Annotated in this window: 17 protein-coding genes and 1 pseudogene; 8 read left to right on the top strand and 10 right to left on the bottom strand. The window is 65.3% G+C overall.

Translation table 11 applies throughout. The features are described 5' to 3' along the window. Positions 1-261, bottom strand: a complete 261-nt coding sequence (locus ACQP1G_RS24010; RefSeq protein WP_433191810.1) for a hypothetical protein — start codon at positions 259-261, stop codon at positions 1-3. Here ACQP1G_RS24010 and ACQP1G_RS24015 point away from each other — a divergent pair. From ACQP1G_RS24015 to ACQP1G_RS24025, 3 genes are all read left to right on the top strand, one after another. Continuing rightward, complete coding sequence (locus tag ACQP1G_RS24015) at positions 242-2,626, top strand: ATP-binding cassette domain-containing protein (protein WP_433191811.1); 2,385 nt, start codon at positions 242-244, stop codon at positions 2,624-2,626. The two genes, ACQP1G_RS24010 and ACQP1G_RS24015, sit on opposite strands and share 20 nt — an antisense overlap. Positions 2,627-3,324: 698 nt before the next feature. Beyond that, positions 3,325-4,095 (top strand): SDR family oxidoreductase, encoded by a 771-nt coding sequence (locus ACQP1G_RS24020; protein WP_433191812.1) that lies wholly within the window; start codon positions 3,325-3,327, stop codon positions 4,093-4,095. A gap of 34 nt (positions 4,096-4,129) precedes the next feature. Next, positions 4,130-4,873, top strand: a complete 744-nt coding sequence (locus ACQP1G_RS24025) for an SDR family oxidoreductase (protein ID WP_433191813.1) — start codon at positions 4,130-4,132, stop codon at positions 4,871-4,873. On the opposite strand, the gene ACQP1G_RS24030 is transcribed toward ACQP1G_RS24025, so the two are convergent. After that, on the bottom strand, positions 4,822-5,748 hold the full coding sequence (locus tag ACQP1G_RS24030; protein ID WP_433191814.1) for a LysR family transcriptional regulator: 927 nt from the start codon (positions 5,746-5,748) through the stop codon (positions 4,822-4,824). The genes ACQP1G_RS24025 and ACQP1G_RS24030 overlap by 52 nt on opposite strands. Positions 5,749-6,035: 287 nt before the next feature. Between ACQP1G_RS24030 and ACQP1G_RS24035 the strand changes: the two genes are divergently transcribed. The 3 genes from ACQP1G_RS24035 to ACQP1G_RS24045 are packed head-to-tail and all read left to right on the top strand — an operon-like array spanning position 6,036 to position 6,805. Beyond that, on the top strand, positions 6,036-6,311 hold the full coding sequence (locus ACQP1G_RS24035; RefSeq protein WP_433191815.1) for a recombinase family protein: 276 nt from the start codon (positions 6,036-6,038) through the stop codon (positions 6,309-6,311). 41 nt (positions 6,312-6,352) lie between these two features. Further along, a complete protein-coding gene (locus ACQP1G_RS24040) occupies positions 6,353-6,520 on the top strand; it encodes a hypothetical protein (protein WP_433191816.1) in 168 nt (55 codons plus the stop codon). 57 nt (positions 6,521-6,577) lie between these two features. Beyond that, entirely contained in the window at positions 6,578-6,805 is a 228-nt protein-coding gene (locus ACQP1G_RS24045) for a hypothetical protein (protein WP_433191817.1), read from the top strand. A gap of 137 nt (positions 6,806-6,942) precedes the next feature. On the opposite strand, the gene iolB is transcribed toward ACQP1G_RS24045, so the two are convergent. From iolB to iolC, 3 genes are read right to left on the bottom strand one after another with little or no spacing between them, the layout of a single operon-like run. Further along, complete coding sequence (gene iolB, locus ACQP1G_RS24050; RefSeq protein WP_433191818.1) at positions 6,943-7,824, bottom strand: 5-deoxy-glucuronate isomerase; 882 nt, start codon at positions 7,822-7,824, stop codon at positions 6,943-6,945. 5 nt (positions 7,825-7,829) lie between these two features. Beyond that, entirely contained in the window at positions 7,830-8,705 is an 876-nt protein-coding gene (locus ACQP1G_RS24055; protein ID WP_433191819.1) for a Cgl0159 family (beta/alpha)8-fold protein, read from the bottom strand. Then, positions 8,702-9,667 carry a 5-dehydro-2-deoxygluconokinase gene (gene iolC / locus ACQP1G_RS24060; RefSeq protein WP_433191820.1) on the bottom strand — a complete coding sequence of 322 codons (966 nt, stop codon included), beginning with the start codon at positions 9,665-9,667 and terminating at the stop codon, positions 8,702-8,704. Before iolC ends, ACQP1G_RS24055 begins: the two co-directional genes overlap by 4 nt. 193 nt (positions 9,668-9,860) lie before the next feature. Here iolC and ACQP1G_RS24065 point away from each other — a divergent pair, with 193 nt between their 5' ends. After that, positions 9,861-10,598: a GntR family transcriptional regulator gene (locus ACQP1G_RS24065; RefSeq protein ID WP_433191821.1), complete on the top strand. Its 738-nt coding sequence runs from the start codon at positions 9,861-9,863 to the stop codon at positions 10,596-10,598. A gap of 280 nt (positions 10,599-10,878) precedes the next feature. Here the strand turns inward: ACQP1G_RS24065 and ACQP1G_RS24070 are convergent, their stop codons facing one another. Further along, on the bottom strand, positions 10,879-11,421 hold the full coding sequence (locus ACQP1G_RS24070) for a dihydrofolate reductase family protein (protein WP_433191822.1): 543 nt from the start codon (positions 11,419-11,421) through the stop codon (positions 10,879-10,881). Between the two features lie 589 nt (positions 11,422-12,010). Here ACQP1G_RS24070 and ACQP1G_RS24075 point away from each other — a divergent pair. Further along, the gene (locus ACQP1G_RS24075; RefSeq protein ID WP_433208755.1) at positions 12,011-13,018 is read left to right on the top strand and encodes a sigma-70 family RNA polymerase sigma factor; all 1,008 of its coding nucleotides are present in this window, start codon (positions 12,011-12,013) and stop codon (positions 13,016-13,018) included. Between the two features lie 216 nt (positions 13,019-13,234). Here the strand turns inward: ACQP1G_RS24075 and ACQP1G_RS24080 are convergent, their stop codons facing one another. The 4 genes and pseudogenes from ACQP1G_RS24080 to ACQP1G_RS24095 form a co-directional block, all read right to left on the bottom strand. Then, positions 13,235-13,939: a cation transporter gene (locus ACQP1G_RS24080; RefSeq protein WP_433191824.1), complete on the bottom strand. Its 705-nt coding sequence runs from the start codon at positions 13,937-13,939 to the stop codon at positions 13,235-13,237. After that, a complete protein-coding gene (locus ACQP1G_RS24085) occupies positions 13,939-14,283 on the bottom strand; it encodes an ArsR/SmtB family transcription factor (RefSeq protein WP_433191826.1) in 345 nt (114 codons plus the stop codon). Before ACQP1G_RS24085 ends, ACQP1G_RS24080 begins: the two co-directional genes overlap by 1 nt. An 81-nt stretch (positions 14,284-14,364) precedes the next feature. After that, positions 14,365-14,505: pseudogene (locus ACQP1G_RS24090) on the bottom strand (acyl-CoA dehydrogenase family protein); the annotation flags it as partial. A 159-nt stretch (positions 14,506-14,664) separates the two neighbouring features. Then, a complete protein-coding gene (locus ACQP1G_RS24095) occupies positions 14,665-16,260 on the bottom strand; it encodes a GMC oxidoreductase (RefSeq protein ID WP_433191827.1) in 1,596 nt (531 codons plus the stop codon). Between the last annotated feature and the right edge of the window lie 433 nt (positions 16,261-16,693).

Here is a 16,693-nt window from a genome sequence, read left to right on the forward strand (position 1 = left end):
TCATCGCATAACCGAGTTGAGCCGTCCGGCTACCTGACCTGCGCGGGCGGCTCCGCGCATGGGCCCGATGACGGTGCCGGTGGCGGCCGCCCGCCACCAGTACCGCCCGCGATGGCGAACAGCTGCCACGGCGGCACCGACAAAGACCCGAACGCACTGCTCGAAGCTGGTCAGCTCGAGCCAGGCGACTCCGAAGGAGCCCGCGCAGGCGGCCCGCGTAACAGATGGAGACACGATCAGCATGGCCAAGAAGACGGACACGCAATCGCCCGCACCCTGGGTTGCCGACAGCCACGATCTCATCCGCGTGGTCGGCGCGCGCGTGAACAACCTCGAGGACATCAGCGTCGAGATCCCCAAACGCCGGTTGACGGTCTTCACCGGCGTCTCCGGTTCGGGCAAGAGCTCGCTGGTGTTCGACACGATCGCCGCGGAGTCGCAGCGGCTGATCAACGAGACCTACAGCACCTTCGTGCAGGGCTTCATGCCGACGCTGGCGCGGCCGGAGGTCGACGTCCTCGACGGTCTGACAACCGCGATCATCGTCGACCAGCAGCGGATGGGTGCCGACCCCCGTTCCACGGTCGGCACCGCCACCGACGCCAATGCGATGCTACGCATCCTCTTCAGCAGACTCGGGAAGCCGCACATCGGCTCGCCGCAGGCGTTCTCGTTCAACGTCGCATCGATCAGCGGAGCGGGTGCGGTCACGGTGGAGCGCTCCGGGAAGACGGTGCGTGAGCGTCGCAGCTTCAGCATTACCGGTGGCATGTGCCCGCGCTGTGAGGGCAGGGGTTCGGTCAACGACATCGATCTGACCCAGCTGTACGACGACACCAAGTCGCTCAACGAAGGTGCGCTCACCATCCCCGGCTACAGCATGGACGGCTGGTTCGGCCGGATCTTCACCGGCTGTGGCTTCTTCGACCCGGACAAGCCGATCAAGAAGTTCACCAAACGCGAGCTGAACGACCTACTCCACAAGGAACCGACCAAGATCAAGGTCGAGGGCATCAACCTGACCTACGAGGGCCTGATCCCGAGGATTCGCAAGTCGATGCTGTCCAAGGACGTCGAGGCGCTGCAACCGCACATTCGCGCTTTCGTGGAGCGAGCGGTCACCTTCACCATCTGTCCGGAGTGCGACGGCACTCGGCTCAGCGCGGAAGCCAGATCGTCGAAGATCAAGGGCAGCAGTATCGCCGACGCCTGCGCGATGCAGATCAGCGACCTGGCCGAATGGGTCAGCGGATTGCAGGAGCCGTCGGTGGCGCCGCTGCTCGCTTCGCTGCGGCACACCCTCGACTCGTTTGTCGAGATCGGGCTCGGCTACCTGTCGCTCGACCGGCCGTCGGGCACGCTGTCGGGCGGTGAGGCACAGCGCGTCAAGATGATTCGTCACCTCGGCTCCTCGCTCACCGACGTGACCTACGTCTTCGACGAGCCCACCGTCGGCCTACACCCCCATGACATCCAGCGAATGAACGACCTACTGCTGCGGCTGCGGGACAAGGGCAACACGGTGCTCGTCGTGGAGCACAAACCGGAGACGATCGTCATCGCCGACCACGTCGTCGACCTCGGCCCCGGGGCCGGTGCCGGCGGCGGCACCGTCTGTTTCGAGGGCACCGTCGAGGGGTTACGGACCAGCGGCACCATCACCGGCCGCCATTTCGACGACCGGGCCGCCTTGAAGGAGGCGGTGCGAAAGCCCAACGGCACGTTGCAGATTCGCGGCGCGTCGACGAACAATCTGCGCGATGTCGACGTCGACATCCCGCTCGGAGTGCTCGCCGTCATCACCGGCGTTGCGGGCTCCGGCAAGAGTTCGCTCGTGCACGGTTCGATCCCCGCGGGTGAAGGTGTGGTGTCGGTCGACCAGGGTGCGATTCGCGGCTCGCGGCGGAGCAACCCGGCGACGTACACCGGACTGCTCGAACCGATCCGCAAGGCGTTCGCGAAGGCCAATGGCGTGAAGCCAGCGCTGTTCAGCGCCAACTCCGAGGGCGCATGCCCCAATTGCAACGGTGCCGGTGTCATCTACACCGACCTGGCGATGATGGCGGGCGTCGCCACCACCTGTGAGGAGTGCGAGGGGAAGCGGTTCCAGGCAGCGGTGCTGGACTATCACCTCGGCGGCCGCGATATCAGCGAGGTGCTCGCGATGTCGGTGACCGAGGCCGCGGAGTTCTTCGGTACCGGCGAGGCGCGGATCCCGGCGGCGCACAAGATCATTCAGGCACTCGCCGACGTCGGGCTCGGCTATCTCAGCCTCGGCCAGCCGCTCACCACGCTGTCCGGCGGCGAGCGGCAGCGGCTCAAGCTGGCCACCCATTTGACCGAGAAGGGCGGCGTCTACATCCTCGACGAGCCGACAACGGGCCTGCACCTCGCCGACGTCGAACAGTTGCTCGCTCTGCTCGACCGGCTCGTCGACGCCGGCAAGTCGGTCATCGTCATCGAGCATCACCAGGCGGTCATGGCGCACGCCGACTGGATCATCGACCTCGGCCCCGGCGCGGGCCATGACGGCGGCAAGATCGTCTTCGAGGGCACACCCGCCGACCTCGTCGCCGAGCGCTCCACCCTCACCGCTGAGCACCTCGCGGCCTACATCAACACGTAGAGGGCGCGAGTTCGAACCCGTCTTCCGCACAGCCGAGCGGGTAACTCGGGGTTCCGGTTTGCTGATCGCGATCGGCATCCAGAATGAAACTACGTTCGATGACACCGTTCGACGATGTCCCGGAGATGAAATGCATGGTGTTGCGTTTCGGGATTGCCTTGTTCAGGCGCTCCCGGCGTCACCTACGTCTATTGCCCGACCGTGAATACGGGTGGGCGCACCCACATGGTTATTGCGTTCATGGGTCTCACCTCCTCGCGTGATGTCACGTTCTCGCGCACGCTATCAACCTGAACCGAATCCCGTCCAATCTATTTCCTGCCCACCGAATGAACCTTGACGTCAATCGGTGAGATCGAGATCGTCCGGTATCGGCCAAGTTTGACGTCACCGGTTGTCGTGTCACCCACGCGTCCGCATCGTGGCCAACGCATTCTCATGCCGAGTTGCGGATGGTCGTGCCGACCGAGCTGCCGATGGACGATCCCCTTCTGCGTCGACCGAGCGAAAGGGCCGGGGTGGCATAGGAATTGCCTATGCCAGCTGCTGAGTTCTCGTCTTTGCCTCGCGTTCTTTTGCAGACGTACCGTGAAACAGCTCGACGAGGTGCTCATCGCGGTTTCTCCGAAGATTCACGCTCTGGGCACATCGATCTCTTTTCCGTCGAGCCGACACACGCAATCGAGAGGACCGCTGGCATGAGCACGATCGAGAACGGTTCGGGAACACGAGAATTCGCGGGGAAGCGGGCCCTGGTAACGGGGGGCACTCGCGGAATCGGAGCGGCCATTGTGCGCCAACTCCTGGACGCGGGCGCCGAAGTGCTCACAACCGCGAGATCGGCAACCAGCACGGTGCCGGAGGGGGCCACCTTCGTGGCGGCCGACCTGCGGACGCGGGCTGGCACCGAGGCGCTCGCCACGGCCGCGCAGCAGCTGCTCGGCGGGGTGGACATCGTGGTCCACAACGCGGGCGGGGCGGGACCGTACCAAGGCGCCCTGGCGATCCCGGACGAGGTGTGGCAAGACGCACTGGACCTGAACTTCCTGGCTTCGGTGCGGCTGAACTCGTTGCTGGCACCGGGGATGCGGGAACGGCGTTCGGGGATGATCGTGCACATCTCGTCGGCCGCGGTTCCGACTGTGGCACCGCCATTCCTGCACTACACGACGGCAAAGGCGGCGCTCGAGAACTACAGCCGGGGATTGGCCGCGGAGTTGGCCCCGTTCGGAATCCGCGTCAACACCGTGTCTCCCGGCAGAACCGCCACTCCCGGCGGCGAAGCAACACGGGAGCAGTGGGCGCGCCTGGACGCGGGGCCGGGCCAGGACGACACCACTCCACCGTTGGGGCGCGATGGCCGACCCGACGACATCGCCCACGCGGTGCTGTTCCTCGTGTCGCACCGGGCAAGCTGGCTGACCGGGAGCAGTCTCGTCGTCGATGGCGGCGAATTCCCCAGGGGCTGACCGGCTTTCGAGAAGATAACGGAGGAATCCTGGCATGGGTGCATACAGCGGCAAGAATGTCGTGATCACAGGCGGCGGCAGCGGCATCGGGTTCGCGCTGGCGAAGCTACTGGTCGAAGGCGGAGCCCGCGTGGTGATCAGCGGTCGTTCGCAGGACACATTAGACACCGCGCGGAATCGGCTGGGCGAGAACGCGATTGCCGCCCGCTGTGATGTGGCCGCGCTGGCCGATCTGGATGCTCTGGCAGACCGGGTGAAGGCCGAACTCGGCACGATCGAGGCCCTCTTTGTGAACGCGGGCATTGCAACCCTCACGCCCTTCGAGTCGACGACCGAGCGGATGTTCGACGAACTGTTCGCGATCAACGTTAAGGGCGCCTTTTTCACGGTGCAGAAGCTCGCCCCGTTGCTCAGCATGGGCGCGGGCGTCGTACTCACCACGTCGAACGCGAACGTCCTGGGCTTACCGGAGACCAGTGTCTATGCGGCGGGCAAGGCGGCGCTGCGTTCGATGGCCCGTAGCTTCTCCCGCGAGTTGCTTCCGCGCGGAATTCGTGTCAACGCGATCAGCCCGGGTCCCATCGACACGGGAATTCTGGAAAATACGATGACCGCGGAGGCCGCCGAACAGTTCAAAGCCGAACGGGTCGCGGACAATCCCATGCGACGTTTCGGCACTCCCGGTGAAATTGCCAGGGCGGCAGCATTTCTCGCATTCGATGCCACTTACGCGGCGGGCACCGAGTTCGTCGTGGACGGAGGTGTCACCCAGCTCTGAGCGGGCTGGTGCCAGCTCTCCTCACGCAGAAGTTCGAGCAGGGCCGTCTCCGCCGGGCCCGCGTGCTGCCGGACCACGGCGACGACGGGCTGGGACACGACCGGGACCACCGGGCGTGCGAGGTGCTCGTAACCGTGGGGAACTGCGGAGGCAGGGACGAGCGTCACTCCCAGTCCGTGGGCGGCCCAACGCACGGCCGTCACGGTCTGGGACACGCGGGCGGCTGTGGTCGGGGTCAGCTCGTTGTCACGCAGCACGCCCGTCAGCACACCGTCGAGCGCGCTGTCGCGGTCGAACCGCACCCACGATTCCCCCTCCAGCTCGCGCAGTTCGACCCGGTCAACGGCGAGCAGCCGGTGTCCGGCGCCCAGCACCACGACGAACTCTTCGTAGCCGAGGTGGTGGGCGTCGGCGGGGCCACGCTCGCACGCCGCCATCAGGGCGAGGTCCAGCACGCCCTGGCGACACAGCCGCTCCAGCTCGGCGGAACTCGGCTCTTCGAAGACGGTGACCTCCAGCCGCGGGAAGCGGCGGCGCAGCGTACCCAGCACGCCCGGCAGCTGCCGGGTGCCGAAGCCCATCTGCGCCGCGACCACCAACTCGCCCACCAGCTCATCGGCACCGGCCCGCGCCGTCGCCCGCGCCCGCCGCGACGCGCGCACCGCGACCTCCGCCTCCCGCAGGAATGCGCGACCCACCACGGTGGGCACCAGTCCGGTCGGTGTGCGGGCGAACAGTGTCACGCCGAGTTCCCGCTCCAGGTTGCGGATCTGCTGGGACATCGACGGTTGAGCGACGTGCAGCAGCTCCGCCGCTGCCGTCACCGAGCCCACCTCGGCAACGGCCAGGGCATACTCGAACTGACGAAGGCTCATCGGCTCCTATCCCTCCCAACGATGGACCGCGAGCCCACCGCGTCGCACTCGCTGTAGCAGTAAGTGGCACAACACAGGAGGCGGCGCGTTTACTCCAGGTCGGTCTCTTCGCACATCCGCTCCTGTCGATTCCCGCGTGTCCGCAGGGTCTCCAGGCACCGTTACCAGTGCGGACAGGCCCCCGATTCATACCGCGCCTCGGCAGGACAAGATGCGGGAGCCAGCGCGTACGGCATCCCAATCGATCAGCTTGCCGAAGCCCAGCACGACGCACTTGCTACGGCCGAGTGCGAACAGATCTTCATCGACTAGGCCTCCGGCAAATGGCCTCCCGGCCCGAGCGGAGCAAGGCGCTGTTGGTGGCCAACCGGCCCAAAGCCCAACTGGTGGTGACCAAGCCCGACCGTCTCGGGCGCTCCCTCGAGCACCTGATCGAGCTGTCCAAGACTCTCCAAGACCGGGGTGTGGACCTGGTGGTGCTCGACCAGGGCATCGACACCTCCACCGCCGTCGGCCGGATGTTCTTCCAAATCCTCGGGCACAGACACTGGGTGGCCTGCTGAATGCCCTTGGTGTCCTCAACGTTGCGGGCCGCGCATCGGCCATGCGACAGCACATCCAGCAGATGCCCGCCCCCGTCGTCGCCGATGCGCTCGGCTACCACTACGTCACTCGCCGCCGAGGCGGCAGCGACCTGGAGTCGCTACGTCACCGCACCCCGATTCCGGTCACCCAGCGGCTGGACCCCCTCGCCAACTCGACAGTTGAATAGGCGAGTTCCGGGACCCCCTCCTGCAAGTTCACTTATGGGCGGTCAGGAAACGTGCGGATGTTCGGTAATCTGACGGCCGTGCGTTACGAAGTCCACCGGACCCGGGTGCCCGGAAGCCTTCCCTGTCGGGTGATCGCAAAACTGCAGCCACTGACATGGCGTGTGATCGTGGGTGAGGGCGTCGGACAGCTCGATGGGGGCGTCGAGCAGGACTGGTTGGATGACGAACTGCCGTTCGAATTTCGCAGACCGAATGCGGTTTTCTTCGCCATTGGCCCCTACTGAGCCGGGGTCGTGCGAGCCGATCTGCACCGACCGCGCCGCTTTCGCCACCTACTACCGGTGCTCACGCCGCGGATGCGAGGACGAGCTTCATGCCCGTCGTCTCTGCACTCGCCGCCCGGTCGGGGCGCCGATCGGACTCACGGTGGAGTCTGCTTCGCGCTCATGGGAAGTCGCGGATCGATCGCCATATCGGACCAGGTGCCGCGCAGCCAGGCCTGTGCCGGGTCGTCGCTGATCCGCCAGGCCCGTTCCGGACCGGGACCAGCCATGATGTTCAGGTAATACATGTGGTGGCCGGGCGCGGCGATGGACGGGCCGTGGTAGCCGTGCGGTACCAGCACGACATCGCCGTCACGGACCTCCTCGAGCACATCGATCGGCCGCTCGAGGGTCCCGTACACGCGGTGGTAGCCGAAGCCGGGCGAATCATCAGCGCCACGGGCGAATTCGAAGTAGTAGATCTCCTCGAGCGGGGTCTCGGTATCGGTGAGCTCATCGTGTTTGTGCGCCGGATACGACGACCAGTTCCCGCCCGGCGTGATCACCTCGCAGGCGATGATCGAGTCGGCGTCGAAGGTGTCCGCGGTCGCGAAGTTGTGTACCTGGCGGCTGCAGTTGCCCGCACCACGCAACTCCACCGGCACCTCGACGGCGGGGACATATCGGAACGGGAGCTGTTGTCGAGCGCGAGCGCCACCGAGTGCGAATCGCCCGCCAGCGGTACTGGTCACGGTGTAGGAGTTGTCCCGGCCGATGTAGGCGAAGTCGGTCGGGCCGTCGAATACACTTGCGCGCCCGGCCAGTTCGCACGACTCGCCACCGCTGACCACGGTGCACGAACCGGACAGCGGCACGACGACGATCTCATCGGAGCGGCTGTGCGTGCGATGGCACTGTCCCGGCTCGAGTTCGATGACGTGCAGGCTGCAGTGCTCCCAGCCCGCCGACTCCTGGGTGATCTCGACCGTGTACGGCGCACGATAGCTGCGGGCGGCGGGCACGTAGTGCTTACTGTGCATCTCGATCACCGCACCAGCGACACGGCCGTATCGACCGCGCCCGCGACGTCGTCATCTCGTGGATACAGCAGGGTGCGGCCCACGATAAGGCCCCGAACTCCCTGCAGCGCAAGGGCTTTCGCCCAATGGGCGTAGGTGTCGTCCGGGTCCGTCTTCGGATCGCCGCCGAGCAGCAGGGTGGGCAGGGTGGTGGCGTCCATGACCCGCTCCATCTCGGTGACGACGGGCAGCTTCAGCCAGGTGTAGGCGGAGGTGGAGCCCAGTCCCTGGGCAAGATGAACGCTCTTGATGACCGCATCCGGTGACAGATCGTTGACCACCTTGGTCCCCGGCCCGCCGGGCCGGTTCGACAGGAACGGCTCGAGCATCGCGGCCAAGCCGAGCGCGGCGAGTTCATCGATGGCGGCGGCGCTCGCGGTCATCATGGACAGGGTGCCCGGATCGGTGAGATCGAACCGGTTGAGCATCTTGGCGCCGTTGAGCCCGGCCGCGGCGGTCGCCCGTGCGGTATATCCGGTCATCCGGTCGTCGAGCTCGAAATCCGCCCCCGCGATACCACCCCGGTTCATCGAGCTGAATACGACCTTGTCCTCGAGCGCGCCGAGCAACAACAGGTCTTCGATGATGTCCGCGGTGCCGAGCACGCCGTCGACACCGGGCCGGGCCAATGCCGTGACCAGCCGATCCAGCAGTTCCTTGCGGCTGTTCATGGCGTATGGGTTGCCCGACGCCGCCAGTGCGCCGCGGGCCGGATGATCGGCGGCGATGATCATCAAACGGCCGTCTCCGCGCACCAGACCGCGGCGTGTCCTGGCGTTGAACGCCCTGGCGACGGCGCCGGGATCAGCCGCGCGCAACTCGGTCAGCTCGGCTACGTTCATTGCTGGGCCTTTCCGGTCAGCGACAGCGCGACAAGGGCGTCGATTTCGGCGCTGGTCGGCATGGCGGTGGAACATTCGAGCCGGGCGGCCACGATGGCCCCGGCGGCGTTGGCGCGGCGCAGGACGGTCTCCAGATCCCACCCGGCCAGCAGGCCGTGACACAGGCTGCCGCCGAAGGCATCTCCGGCGCCGAGGCCGTTGACCACTTCGACCGTGGCTGGCGGCACCACCACCGATTCGTGGCGCGTCTTGCCGAGTACCCCATCCGGGCCCTGTTTGACGATGGCCAGTTCGACGCCCAGATCCAGTAGCGCGTCGGCGGCGCGATGCGGGTCGGTCTCGTCGACGGCGATGCGACACTCCTCGCGGTTGCCGACCGCAACCGTGACCTGGGGCAGAGCTGCGCGTACCTGTTCGCGGGCCTGGTTCTCCCCGGCCCAGAACATCGGCCGGTAGTCCAGGTCCAGCACGGTCAGCGGTCGGCGTTGCCGGATCGACCAGGCCTCGAAATGCGCTGTCCGCGAGGGCTCTTGGGACAGTCCGGTAACGGTGGACCAGTACACGCCCGCACCGCGGATGAGTTCGGGATCCACCTGTCCACCGGTGATCTGCAGGTCCGGCGCGCTGGGCTCGCGGTAGAAGTAGAGCGGGAAATCGTCGGGCGGGAAAATCTCGCAGAAGGTCACCGGCGTCGGAAGGCGGTCGGTGGTCTGCACGAGGGCATCCGATACGCCGAGGCGGACCAGTTCGCGGCGCACGTACCGGCCGAAGGGATCGGCGCCGACACCGGACCACAGCGCGGTGCGCCGTCCCAGCCGCGCCGCCGCCACCGCGACATTGGCGGCACTGCCACCGAGGAACTTGCCGAAGGTGTCGACATCTTCCAGGCCGACTCCGGATTGGAGTGGATAGATATCGACGCCGACCCGGCCGGTCGACACCACCTCGAATTGAGCGTTCACAGGCTGACTCCAGGAATTGGTCCAACTGGACGGGCATTGCCGCCTGTCCAGACTGTGCGCCGCGCCCTACCCTCTTGTCAAGACTTTGTCAGGACATACTGACTTACAGACATATGTAAGCGAGTCCGCTCGGAGTGTCCTAGAGTGGATGCAACGGCGTTCACCAGCGCCCGCCCGCCCCGAGGAGCACACGATGCCAGCGCCCCTGGATATCGCGATCGACCGCACGAGCCCGGTCCCGCTGTATTTCCAACTGGCACAGGGCATCGAGAACGCGATCCTGAAGGGTCGGCTCGCCCCTGGCGACCGCATCGAGAACGAGCTGGACCTGGCCAAGCGGCTCAACCTGTCTCGGCCGACCACTCGGCAGGCAATCCAGGCGCTGGTCGATAAAGGGCTGTTGATGCGAAGGCGCGGGGTGGGAACCCAGGTAGTACAGAATCAGGTGCATCGCCCGGTCGAATTGACCAGCCTGTACGACGACTTGCTCACCGCCGGACAGGAGCCGACCACCGAATTGCTCGACTACCAGCTCGGCACTCCCGATATCGACATCGCCAAGGAGCTCGGCGTGCCCGAGGATGCCCGCTTCGTAACCTTTCGCAGGCTGCGCCGAGCCGGAAGTGAGCCGCTGGCCGTCATGACCAACTACGTACCCGCCGAATTCGCGCCCGCGCCCGACCAGCTCGAACTGCACGGATTCTATGAATGCCTGCGGGCCAAGGGGATTCACATCGCACTCGCGCGTCAGCGGATCGGCGCCCGCAGTGCCACCCGGGCCGAGGCTCAGCTGCTGGAGGAGCGCACGAACGCGCCGGTACTGACCATGCAGCGGGTCGCCTTCGATGATTCCGGGCGCCCGATCGAACTGGGTCGGCATGTGTACCGGGCCTCGCGACACTTCTTCGATACGACGGTGCTGAATCGCTGAGCTGCCGAAATAGTGGGCTGTTCGATCTGCTGATCAGAATATTTGTCCGAACATATTCGACGCGACGCGCCTGTCGACCGGACGCCCACCGCCGTCACTATCGGCCGCCGACCTCGCGGCTATCCGGTGCTGGACCCCGACGCGGCCAGGCTGTCACCGTTCATCCGCGCCCACATCGGCATCGACGGGCACTACAGACCTCGGCGGAGCCCAGCGCCCACTGCGCAACCCGGACGCACCGGACCAGGACTGACGTCTCCATCACCGTGAGTAGTTCCTCTCACCTCTCTATCTCGTAGGTCAGTTTGACAATCTTCGAGAAGGTCTTTACGGCCGTGAGCCTCAGGTTGGCGTCTTGCCCCTCTCGAAAGAACTGCTTCCCGCTTCCAGCCAGCAAGGGGTAGATGGCGAGGTCGATCACGTCGATCAGCCGTTCCCGCAGCAGCGTCTCCCCGAGCAGTCCGTGGCCCATGATCAGCAGGTTCCCACCGTGCTGCTGCTTGAGCCGGGTCACCTCGGCGAGGACATCGCCTCGAACGATGGTCGGGTTGCCCCAGTCGGCCTTCTCCAGCGTCGAGCTGAACACATATTTCGGGATTGCGTCGAGCCGGTCGGCCCACATTGGCTTGTGCGCCCTGCCGCCGTACAGCTCGGCGAACGCCTCGTAGGTGCGGCGGCCGAACAGAATCGCATCACATGCCGTCAGTAGACCCAAGCCGTCGAGCAGGTATGCCTCATCCTGATACTCGCCGACCCCCATCCCCACCGGGTCTTCGAAGACGCCGTCCGCCGAAACCAGGACGTACTCGATCACCTTCCGCACAGCGTTGACCTCCTTGGTCGGACCTTTTGCGCACCGGCTCGGCACCGGCACGCTTCCTTGTGCTCTATGCAGACCCCGGCCGACCGGGTAACTGGGCGGCACCGGCACGCCCACTGGTCGGCGAAGCCGGATATCAGGCCGTTTATCGGCACGCGACGGCCGCGATGCTCGACCTGGCCACCGTGCGCGGGGTAGCGGCTTCCGATGTAGTCACGGCGCCTCGCCGCGATCAACCTTCGGTCCTCGTCATCGAGGTAGCAGAACCGTTCGAGTTCCACGCGGGACAACGCACCGAAACGCCCGTATTCGGGCAATACCTGATCAGTCACGCCGACATGAAATCACCAGCACAGCAACGTGATTCCCCCTGTCTGCTCAGCGTGACTTTCCTCCCAGATGCTCCTCAACCCCCGGGTACAAGCGCGTAAGACTGCGACCAACTTCCTCACGGTCCTCCTTTCCCCGCCGAATGCTCGGCTCCCGGGATCGGCTCGTACGTTGGACCTACATGCACGCCGCCCGGTTCTGCGTGTGGCCGGTGTCTATACCCGATGGAACTGCCATGAAATACGGGAAAGCAGAGGCGACGTTGACGACGGACAACTTGATGACTCGAGCCCGGTCCGGGGACGGCGAGGCGTTTCGCGAGCTGACCGGGCCATACCGGCGGGAGTTGCTGGTGCACTGCTACCGCATGCTCGGGTCGCTGCAAGACGCCGAGGATGTCCTGCAGGACACTCTGCTGGCCGCGTGGCAGGGCATCGACAGGTACGAGGAGCGCGCCTCGATCCGCACCTGGCTCTATCGGATCGCCACCAACAAGTGCCTCAACGCGCGTCGGTCGGCAAGCCGACGCTCGGCCAGGGAATGGGATGTGCCGAATGTCGAACCGCCCGAACCGACCCGGCTCGGTGAAGTGGTCTGGCTGCAGCCGTATCCCGACGAGCTGGGCGACGGTGCGATGGAAATGCCGCTCGGACCGGAAGCCCGCTACGAGCAGAACGAATCGCTCACCCTGGCGTTCGTGACCGCGCTTCAGACTCTGCCCCCGCGTCAGCTGGCAGTCCTCGTCCTACGCGACGTTCTCGGATTCCGCGCGAGTGAAGTGGCAGACATGCTGGACTCGACCGTCGACTCGGTCAACAGTGCCCTCAAACGGGCACGCGCGGGTCTGCGGCACCATCGCGGGACCGCGCGCGACCACGCACCAGCCCCCGCCCCCGGTTCGCCCAGTGAGAATGCCATCACGGCAGAATTCGTTCGCGCGTTCGTATCCGGCGACATCGCGGCCCTGGTGGCACTGCTGACCGACGACGTCTTCATCTCGATGCCGCCGCTGCCCTTCGAATACGAGGGACGGGAATCCGTGGCCCGCTTCTGCGCCGCCATGTTCGCAGCGTCCAGACAGTTCAGCCTGGTGCCGACGCGGGCCAACGGCCAACCGGCGTTCGGCATCTACCTGCGCGACCCGACCGGCGTCCGCCACGGGACCGGCCTCATCGTCCTCACCGTCGCAGGGGAACAGGTCTGTGCCATGACCCGCTTCGACAACGCCGTACTGCAGCTGTTCGGTCTACCCCGCTCACTCCCTGGTTGACGGTCACAGTCAGTCGACATAGGGCGAATGCCCGCAGCTCAACGCCCAAATCGCCTGGCTATCAGGATCATTCATCAGATGAAATACGCGTAGACCGCACATAGTGCGTCACTATGTGCGGTCACTCCTTAGCGCCGGATTTCTCGCGGATGTTCCCCGACCTCCGAGTAGCGCCGAAGCAGGGAGCTGACGAAATATCCACCACCCCTTGATGATTTACGAGCAGCACTCGCATTCCTGCCCACTTGCGGGGTCCTTCGTACCGAGGGCGGCGGGGGCCGGGCAGCAAGTCTCGCCGTGCCAGGCGTTGACACCTTCCTTGACTGCGATACCGGCGATGACCAGTGCCGCGATCGGGTCGGCCCACGACCAGCCGAAAAGGCTGTTGAACAGCAACCCGACCAGCAGCACTGCCGACAGGTAGGTGCAGAGCAGGGTTTGTTTGGAGTCGGCAACGGCTGAGGCGGAACCGAGTTCGCGCCCGGCGCGACGCTGCGCCCACGACAGCACCGGCATGACGGCCGCGCTCACCGCCGCCAGTGTGATGCCGACCAGAGAGTGCCGGGCCTCACCAACTCCGAACAGGGATCGGATCGAATCCGCGCTGACGTAGGCGGCCAGCGCGAAGAATGAGAATGCGATGATCCGCAGCGCGACCTTTTCCCGTTTCTCCGGGTCACGCCCGGCGAACTGCCACGCCACCGCGGCCGCGGAGGAGACCTCGATCACCGAGTCCAGACCGAATCCGATCAACGCCGTGGACGACACACGGGCGCCCTCGGTCAGCGCGATGATCGCCTCGAGCACGTTGTAGGAGATGGTCGCGGCGACGAACCATCGGATACGTCTCGCCAACACCGCTCGCCGCTGCGGCGACAGACCCGAGACGGTCACCGACGGGATTCCCAGCGACTTCGACATCAGCAGCACCCCCGGTCATCGGAGTCCGGGCAGCAGGCGGGGTCCACCGCCAGCACCAAGCCGGTGAGGTCGTTGAGCGCGCGAGCGATGCGCGGGTCGGCAAGCTCGTAGCGTGACCGGCGGCCTTCCGGAATCGCCACCACCAACCCGCAACCTCGCAGGCACGCAAGGTGATTCGACAGGATCTGCCGTGAGACTCCGATCTGCTCGGCCAGATCGGAGGGGTAGCTCGGTGCGGTCCGCAGGCTCAGCAAGATCTGGGTGCGCGTCGGATCCGACAGGGCATGCCCGAAGCGGGCCAACGCATCAGGGTGCAGCAGTGCTTCCACACTCGGACAGTACATCAGATTCTGTATTCAGAAAAAGATGAATCCTTGGAGCGGCGCCGATGCCGGATCCGCGGCCGCCGCGCGATGCGCTTCGTTGAACCGCTCGGCTGCGCCGCCGAATTCCTCGGGCAGATCCAGGCCGAGCAGGCCTGCGTCTCCGGCCTTGTTCCAGAACTCGCGGTCGACGTGGTGTTGCTTGCTCCAGCGCTCCCGGTTCGGCGCGATCTCCTTACGAAAGGGTGATATACGGCGGTACCAGCGAAATCATGAAGGAAATCATCTCGCGCTCGCTCTAGCCGGCCCCACTCTCGGGCCTCTCAGCGGCTTCGCCCCCGAACCCCTCAGCAGCGGGTCCGGGGGCCTGTCGTGCCTGCTAGCAGGGCTGATCGACAAACGTCATGCCAGGTCGGAGGCGATGATCGTTTCGATATTGCGTTCCGCGAGGCCGGTGATCGTGAGGAAGGGGTTGACGCCGGTGCTACCGGGAATCAGCGACCCATCGATGACATACAGACCCGAGTATCCGTTGAGCCTGCCGTAGTTATCGGTGGCCTGTCCGAGCAGGCAGCCGCCGAGGGGGTGGTACACGAAGTCGTCGCCCCAGATCTTGTAGACGCCGAACAGGTCGGACCGATACACCGTGCCCGCCTTGGCATTGATGGCATCGAATACCCGTTTCGCCGCATCGATCGAGGGTTGGGTGTGCGACGCCTGCCAGGACAGATCTACCCCGCCGGTGGATGAGTTGTAGGTGAACCGAGCACGGTTGGGGTTCTTGGTGATCGCCAGATAGAGATTCACGCCGTTCTCGGTACTCGTTGGGAACGGGGCGATTTCGGCGAATACCGGACCATCGGCATCGGCCCAGTTGTCGATGCCCATGCAGGGGATCGCGGATTGGAGCGCCCCGGTCAAATCGAGCCCGGCCCGGCCCACCATCACATTTCCGTTGTTGCCCCAACCCGTGCCGACCGAATCGGCCAGGTTCGGCAGCTTGCCCAGCGCTTTCATGGTCACCAACAGCTTGCTGGTGCCGACGCTGCCCGCCGCGAAGAACACCTTATCCGCGGTGACGGTCTTGGTCGCCACCGTATTGCCGAGGACATCCATCTGCGTAATGACCACCGTGTAGCCGCTCCCGGCCGGTGCCACGCTGGTGACCTTGTGCAGTGGGGAGATGCTCAGGTTGCCGGTCGCGGCGGCCACCGCCAGATAGGTCTTGTCCAGCGAGCGCTTTCCATAGTTGTTGCCATAGATCACCTCACCGCCCAGCGCCGAGCGCGTGACGGTATTCGCCTGCTCTTTCTGCATATAACTGAAGTCGTAGACGTTGGGCACAAATGTCGTCGCGTAACCCGCGTTGTTGGCGGTCGTTCGGCTGACCCTCGCGTATTTGTAACAGTCGGCCGACTCGAACCAGGCCGAGTCGACATTGTTGACCCCGAGTGCGGCCTGAGCCCGGGGAAAGTAGGTGGAGTACATCGTCGTTGCGTCGACCGATGGCAGGATCTGTTGGAAGTAGTCCTGTTTCGGCAGCGGAGCCATACCGCCGTTGACCAGCGAGCCACCGCCCACACCACGGCCCTGATACACCCGCGTCGCGGCGAAATGCTCCGAGTCCAGGACACCGGCGTCGCTCGGGCTGATGGATCGGTTGATATCCGCCCCGACGAAATAGCCGACCGGCTGATCGGTCTTGGTCCGGAACCAAAACGACCGCTGGTCCGGATTCAGCATGGTGCAGAAGACTTTTCCGTCCGACCCGGGCGTGGTCCAGTTCTGCCCCATCTCGATCATCGCGACCTGCTTGCCCGCCTGGCACAATCGCAGCGCGGCGACCGCACCGCCGTAGCCGCTTCCGATGATCAGGTTCGGCACATGATCCCCGTTGCCGATGGGTGCCGCCGACGCCTTCGCGGTCCACGCGGCCGGACTGAGCGCCATCGCCCCGGCCGCAATTGCAGTGCCCGCCAGGAATTTACGGCGGGTCATCGCTGAGCGAACACCGTTGTTGGCCGAGGGGCATCGGTCGTACATGAGCGAAACCTTCCGATATGAGGCGTACGAGAGCGCCTCGAATCGGCAGACTGTAACAGGTTCTAGTTCGGCATTGAAGTGAATCTCGCTGTTGACGTGTCATAATCCCGAGCGGCTTCTCCTACCCGATGTCGAAGGCGCAATAGCGCTGGCCCACAACCTGTTTCGATAAAACGTCGAATTTCGCTGAACCGCTCAGCGCTACGGGGTGAAATGATTCAACCCGGTCTGGTAGGCGATCACGACCAATTGCGCGCGGTCGCGCGCTCCCAGTTTCACCATCGCGCGGCTGATATGCGTGGCCCACCGGCTGCGGACCATCCAGCGCGCTGATCGGATCGTCTTTCTGGACGGCGGCCGAATCGTGGAGTAAGGCCGCCACGACGAG

This window comes from Nocardia sp. CA-107356, from assembly GCF_050946365.1.
Taxonomy (GTDB): domain Bacteria; phylum Actinomycetota; class Actinomycetes; order Mycobacteriales; family Mycobacteriaceae; genus Nocardia.

Excerpts from the sequence above, each read along its gene's own strand:
- ACQP1G_RS24065 (WP_433191821.1), top strand. The coding sequence starts at position 9,861 with ATGCCAGCGCCCCTGGATATCGCGATCGACCGCACGAGCCCGGTCCCG.
- ACQP1G_RS24015 (WP_433191811.1), top strand. The coding sequence starts at position 242 with ATGGCCAAGAAGACGGACACGCAATCGCCCGCACCCTGGGTTGCCGAC.
- ACQP1G_RS24045 (WP_433191817.1), top strand. The coding sequence starts at position 6,578 with ATGTTCGGTAATCTGACGGCCGTGCGTTACGAAGTCCACCGGACCCGG.
- ACQP1G_RS24040 (WP_433191816.1), top strand. The coding sequence starts at position 6,353 with ATGCGACAGCACATCCAGCAGATGCCCGCCCCCGTCGTCGCCGATGCG.
- ACQP1G_RS24020 (WP_433191812.1), top strand. The coding sequence starts at position 3,325 with ATGAGCACGATCGAGAACGGTTCGGGAACACGAGAATTCGCGGGGAAG.
- ACQP1G_RS24055 (WP_433191819.1), bottom strand. The coding sequence starts at position 8,705 with ATGAACGTAGCCGAGCTGACCGAGTTGCGCGCGGCTGATCCCGGCGCC.
- ACQP1G_RS24085 (WP_433191826.1), bottom strand. The coding sequence starts at position 14,283 with ATGTACTGTCCGAGTGTGGAAGCACTGCTGCACCCTGATGCGTTGGCC.
- ACQP1G_RS24030 (WP_433191814.1), bottom strand. The coding sequence starts at position 5,748 with ATGAGCCTTCGTCAGTTCGAGTATGCCCTGGCCGTTGCCGAGGTGGGC.
- ACQP1G_RS24080 (WP_433191824.1), bottom strand. The coding sequence starts at position 13,939 with ATGTCGAAGTCGCTGGGAATCCCGTCGGTGACCGTCTCGGGTCTGTCG.
- iolB (WP_433191818.1), bottom strand. The coding sequence starts at position 7,824 with ATGCACAGTAAGCACTACGTGCCCGCCGCCCGCAGCTATCGTGCGCCG.
- ACQP1G_RS24025 (WP_433191813.1), top strand. The coding sequence starts at position 4,130 with ATGGGTGCATACAGCGGCAAGAATGTCGTGATCACAGGCGGCGGCAGC.
- ACQP1G_RS24095 (WP_433191827.1), bottom strand. The coding sequence starts at position 16,260 with ATGACCCGCCGTAAATTCCTGGCGGGCACTGCAATTGCGGCCGGGGCG.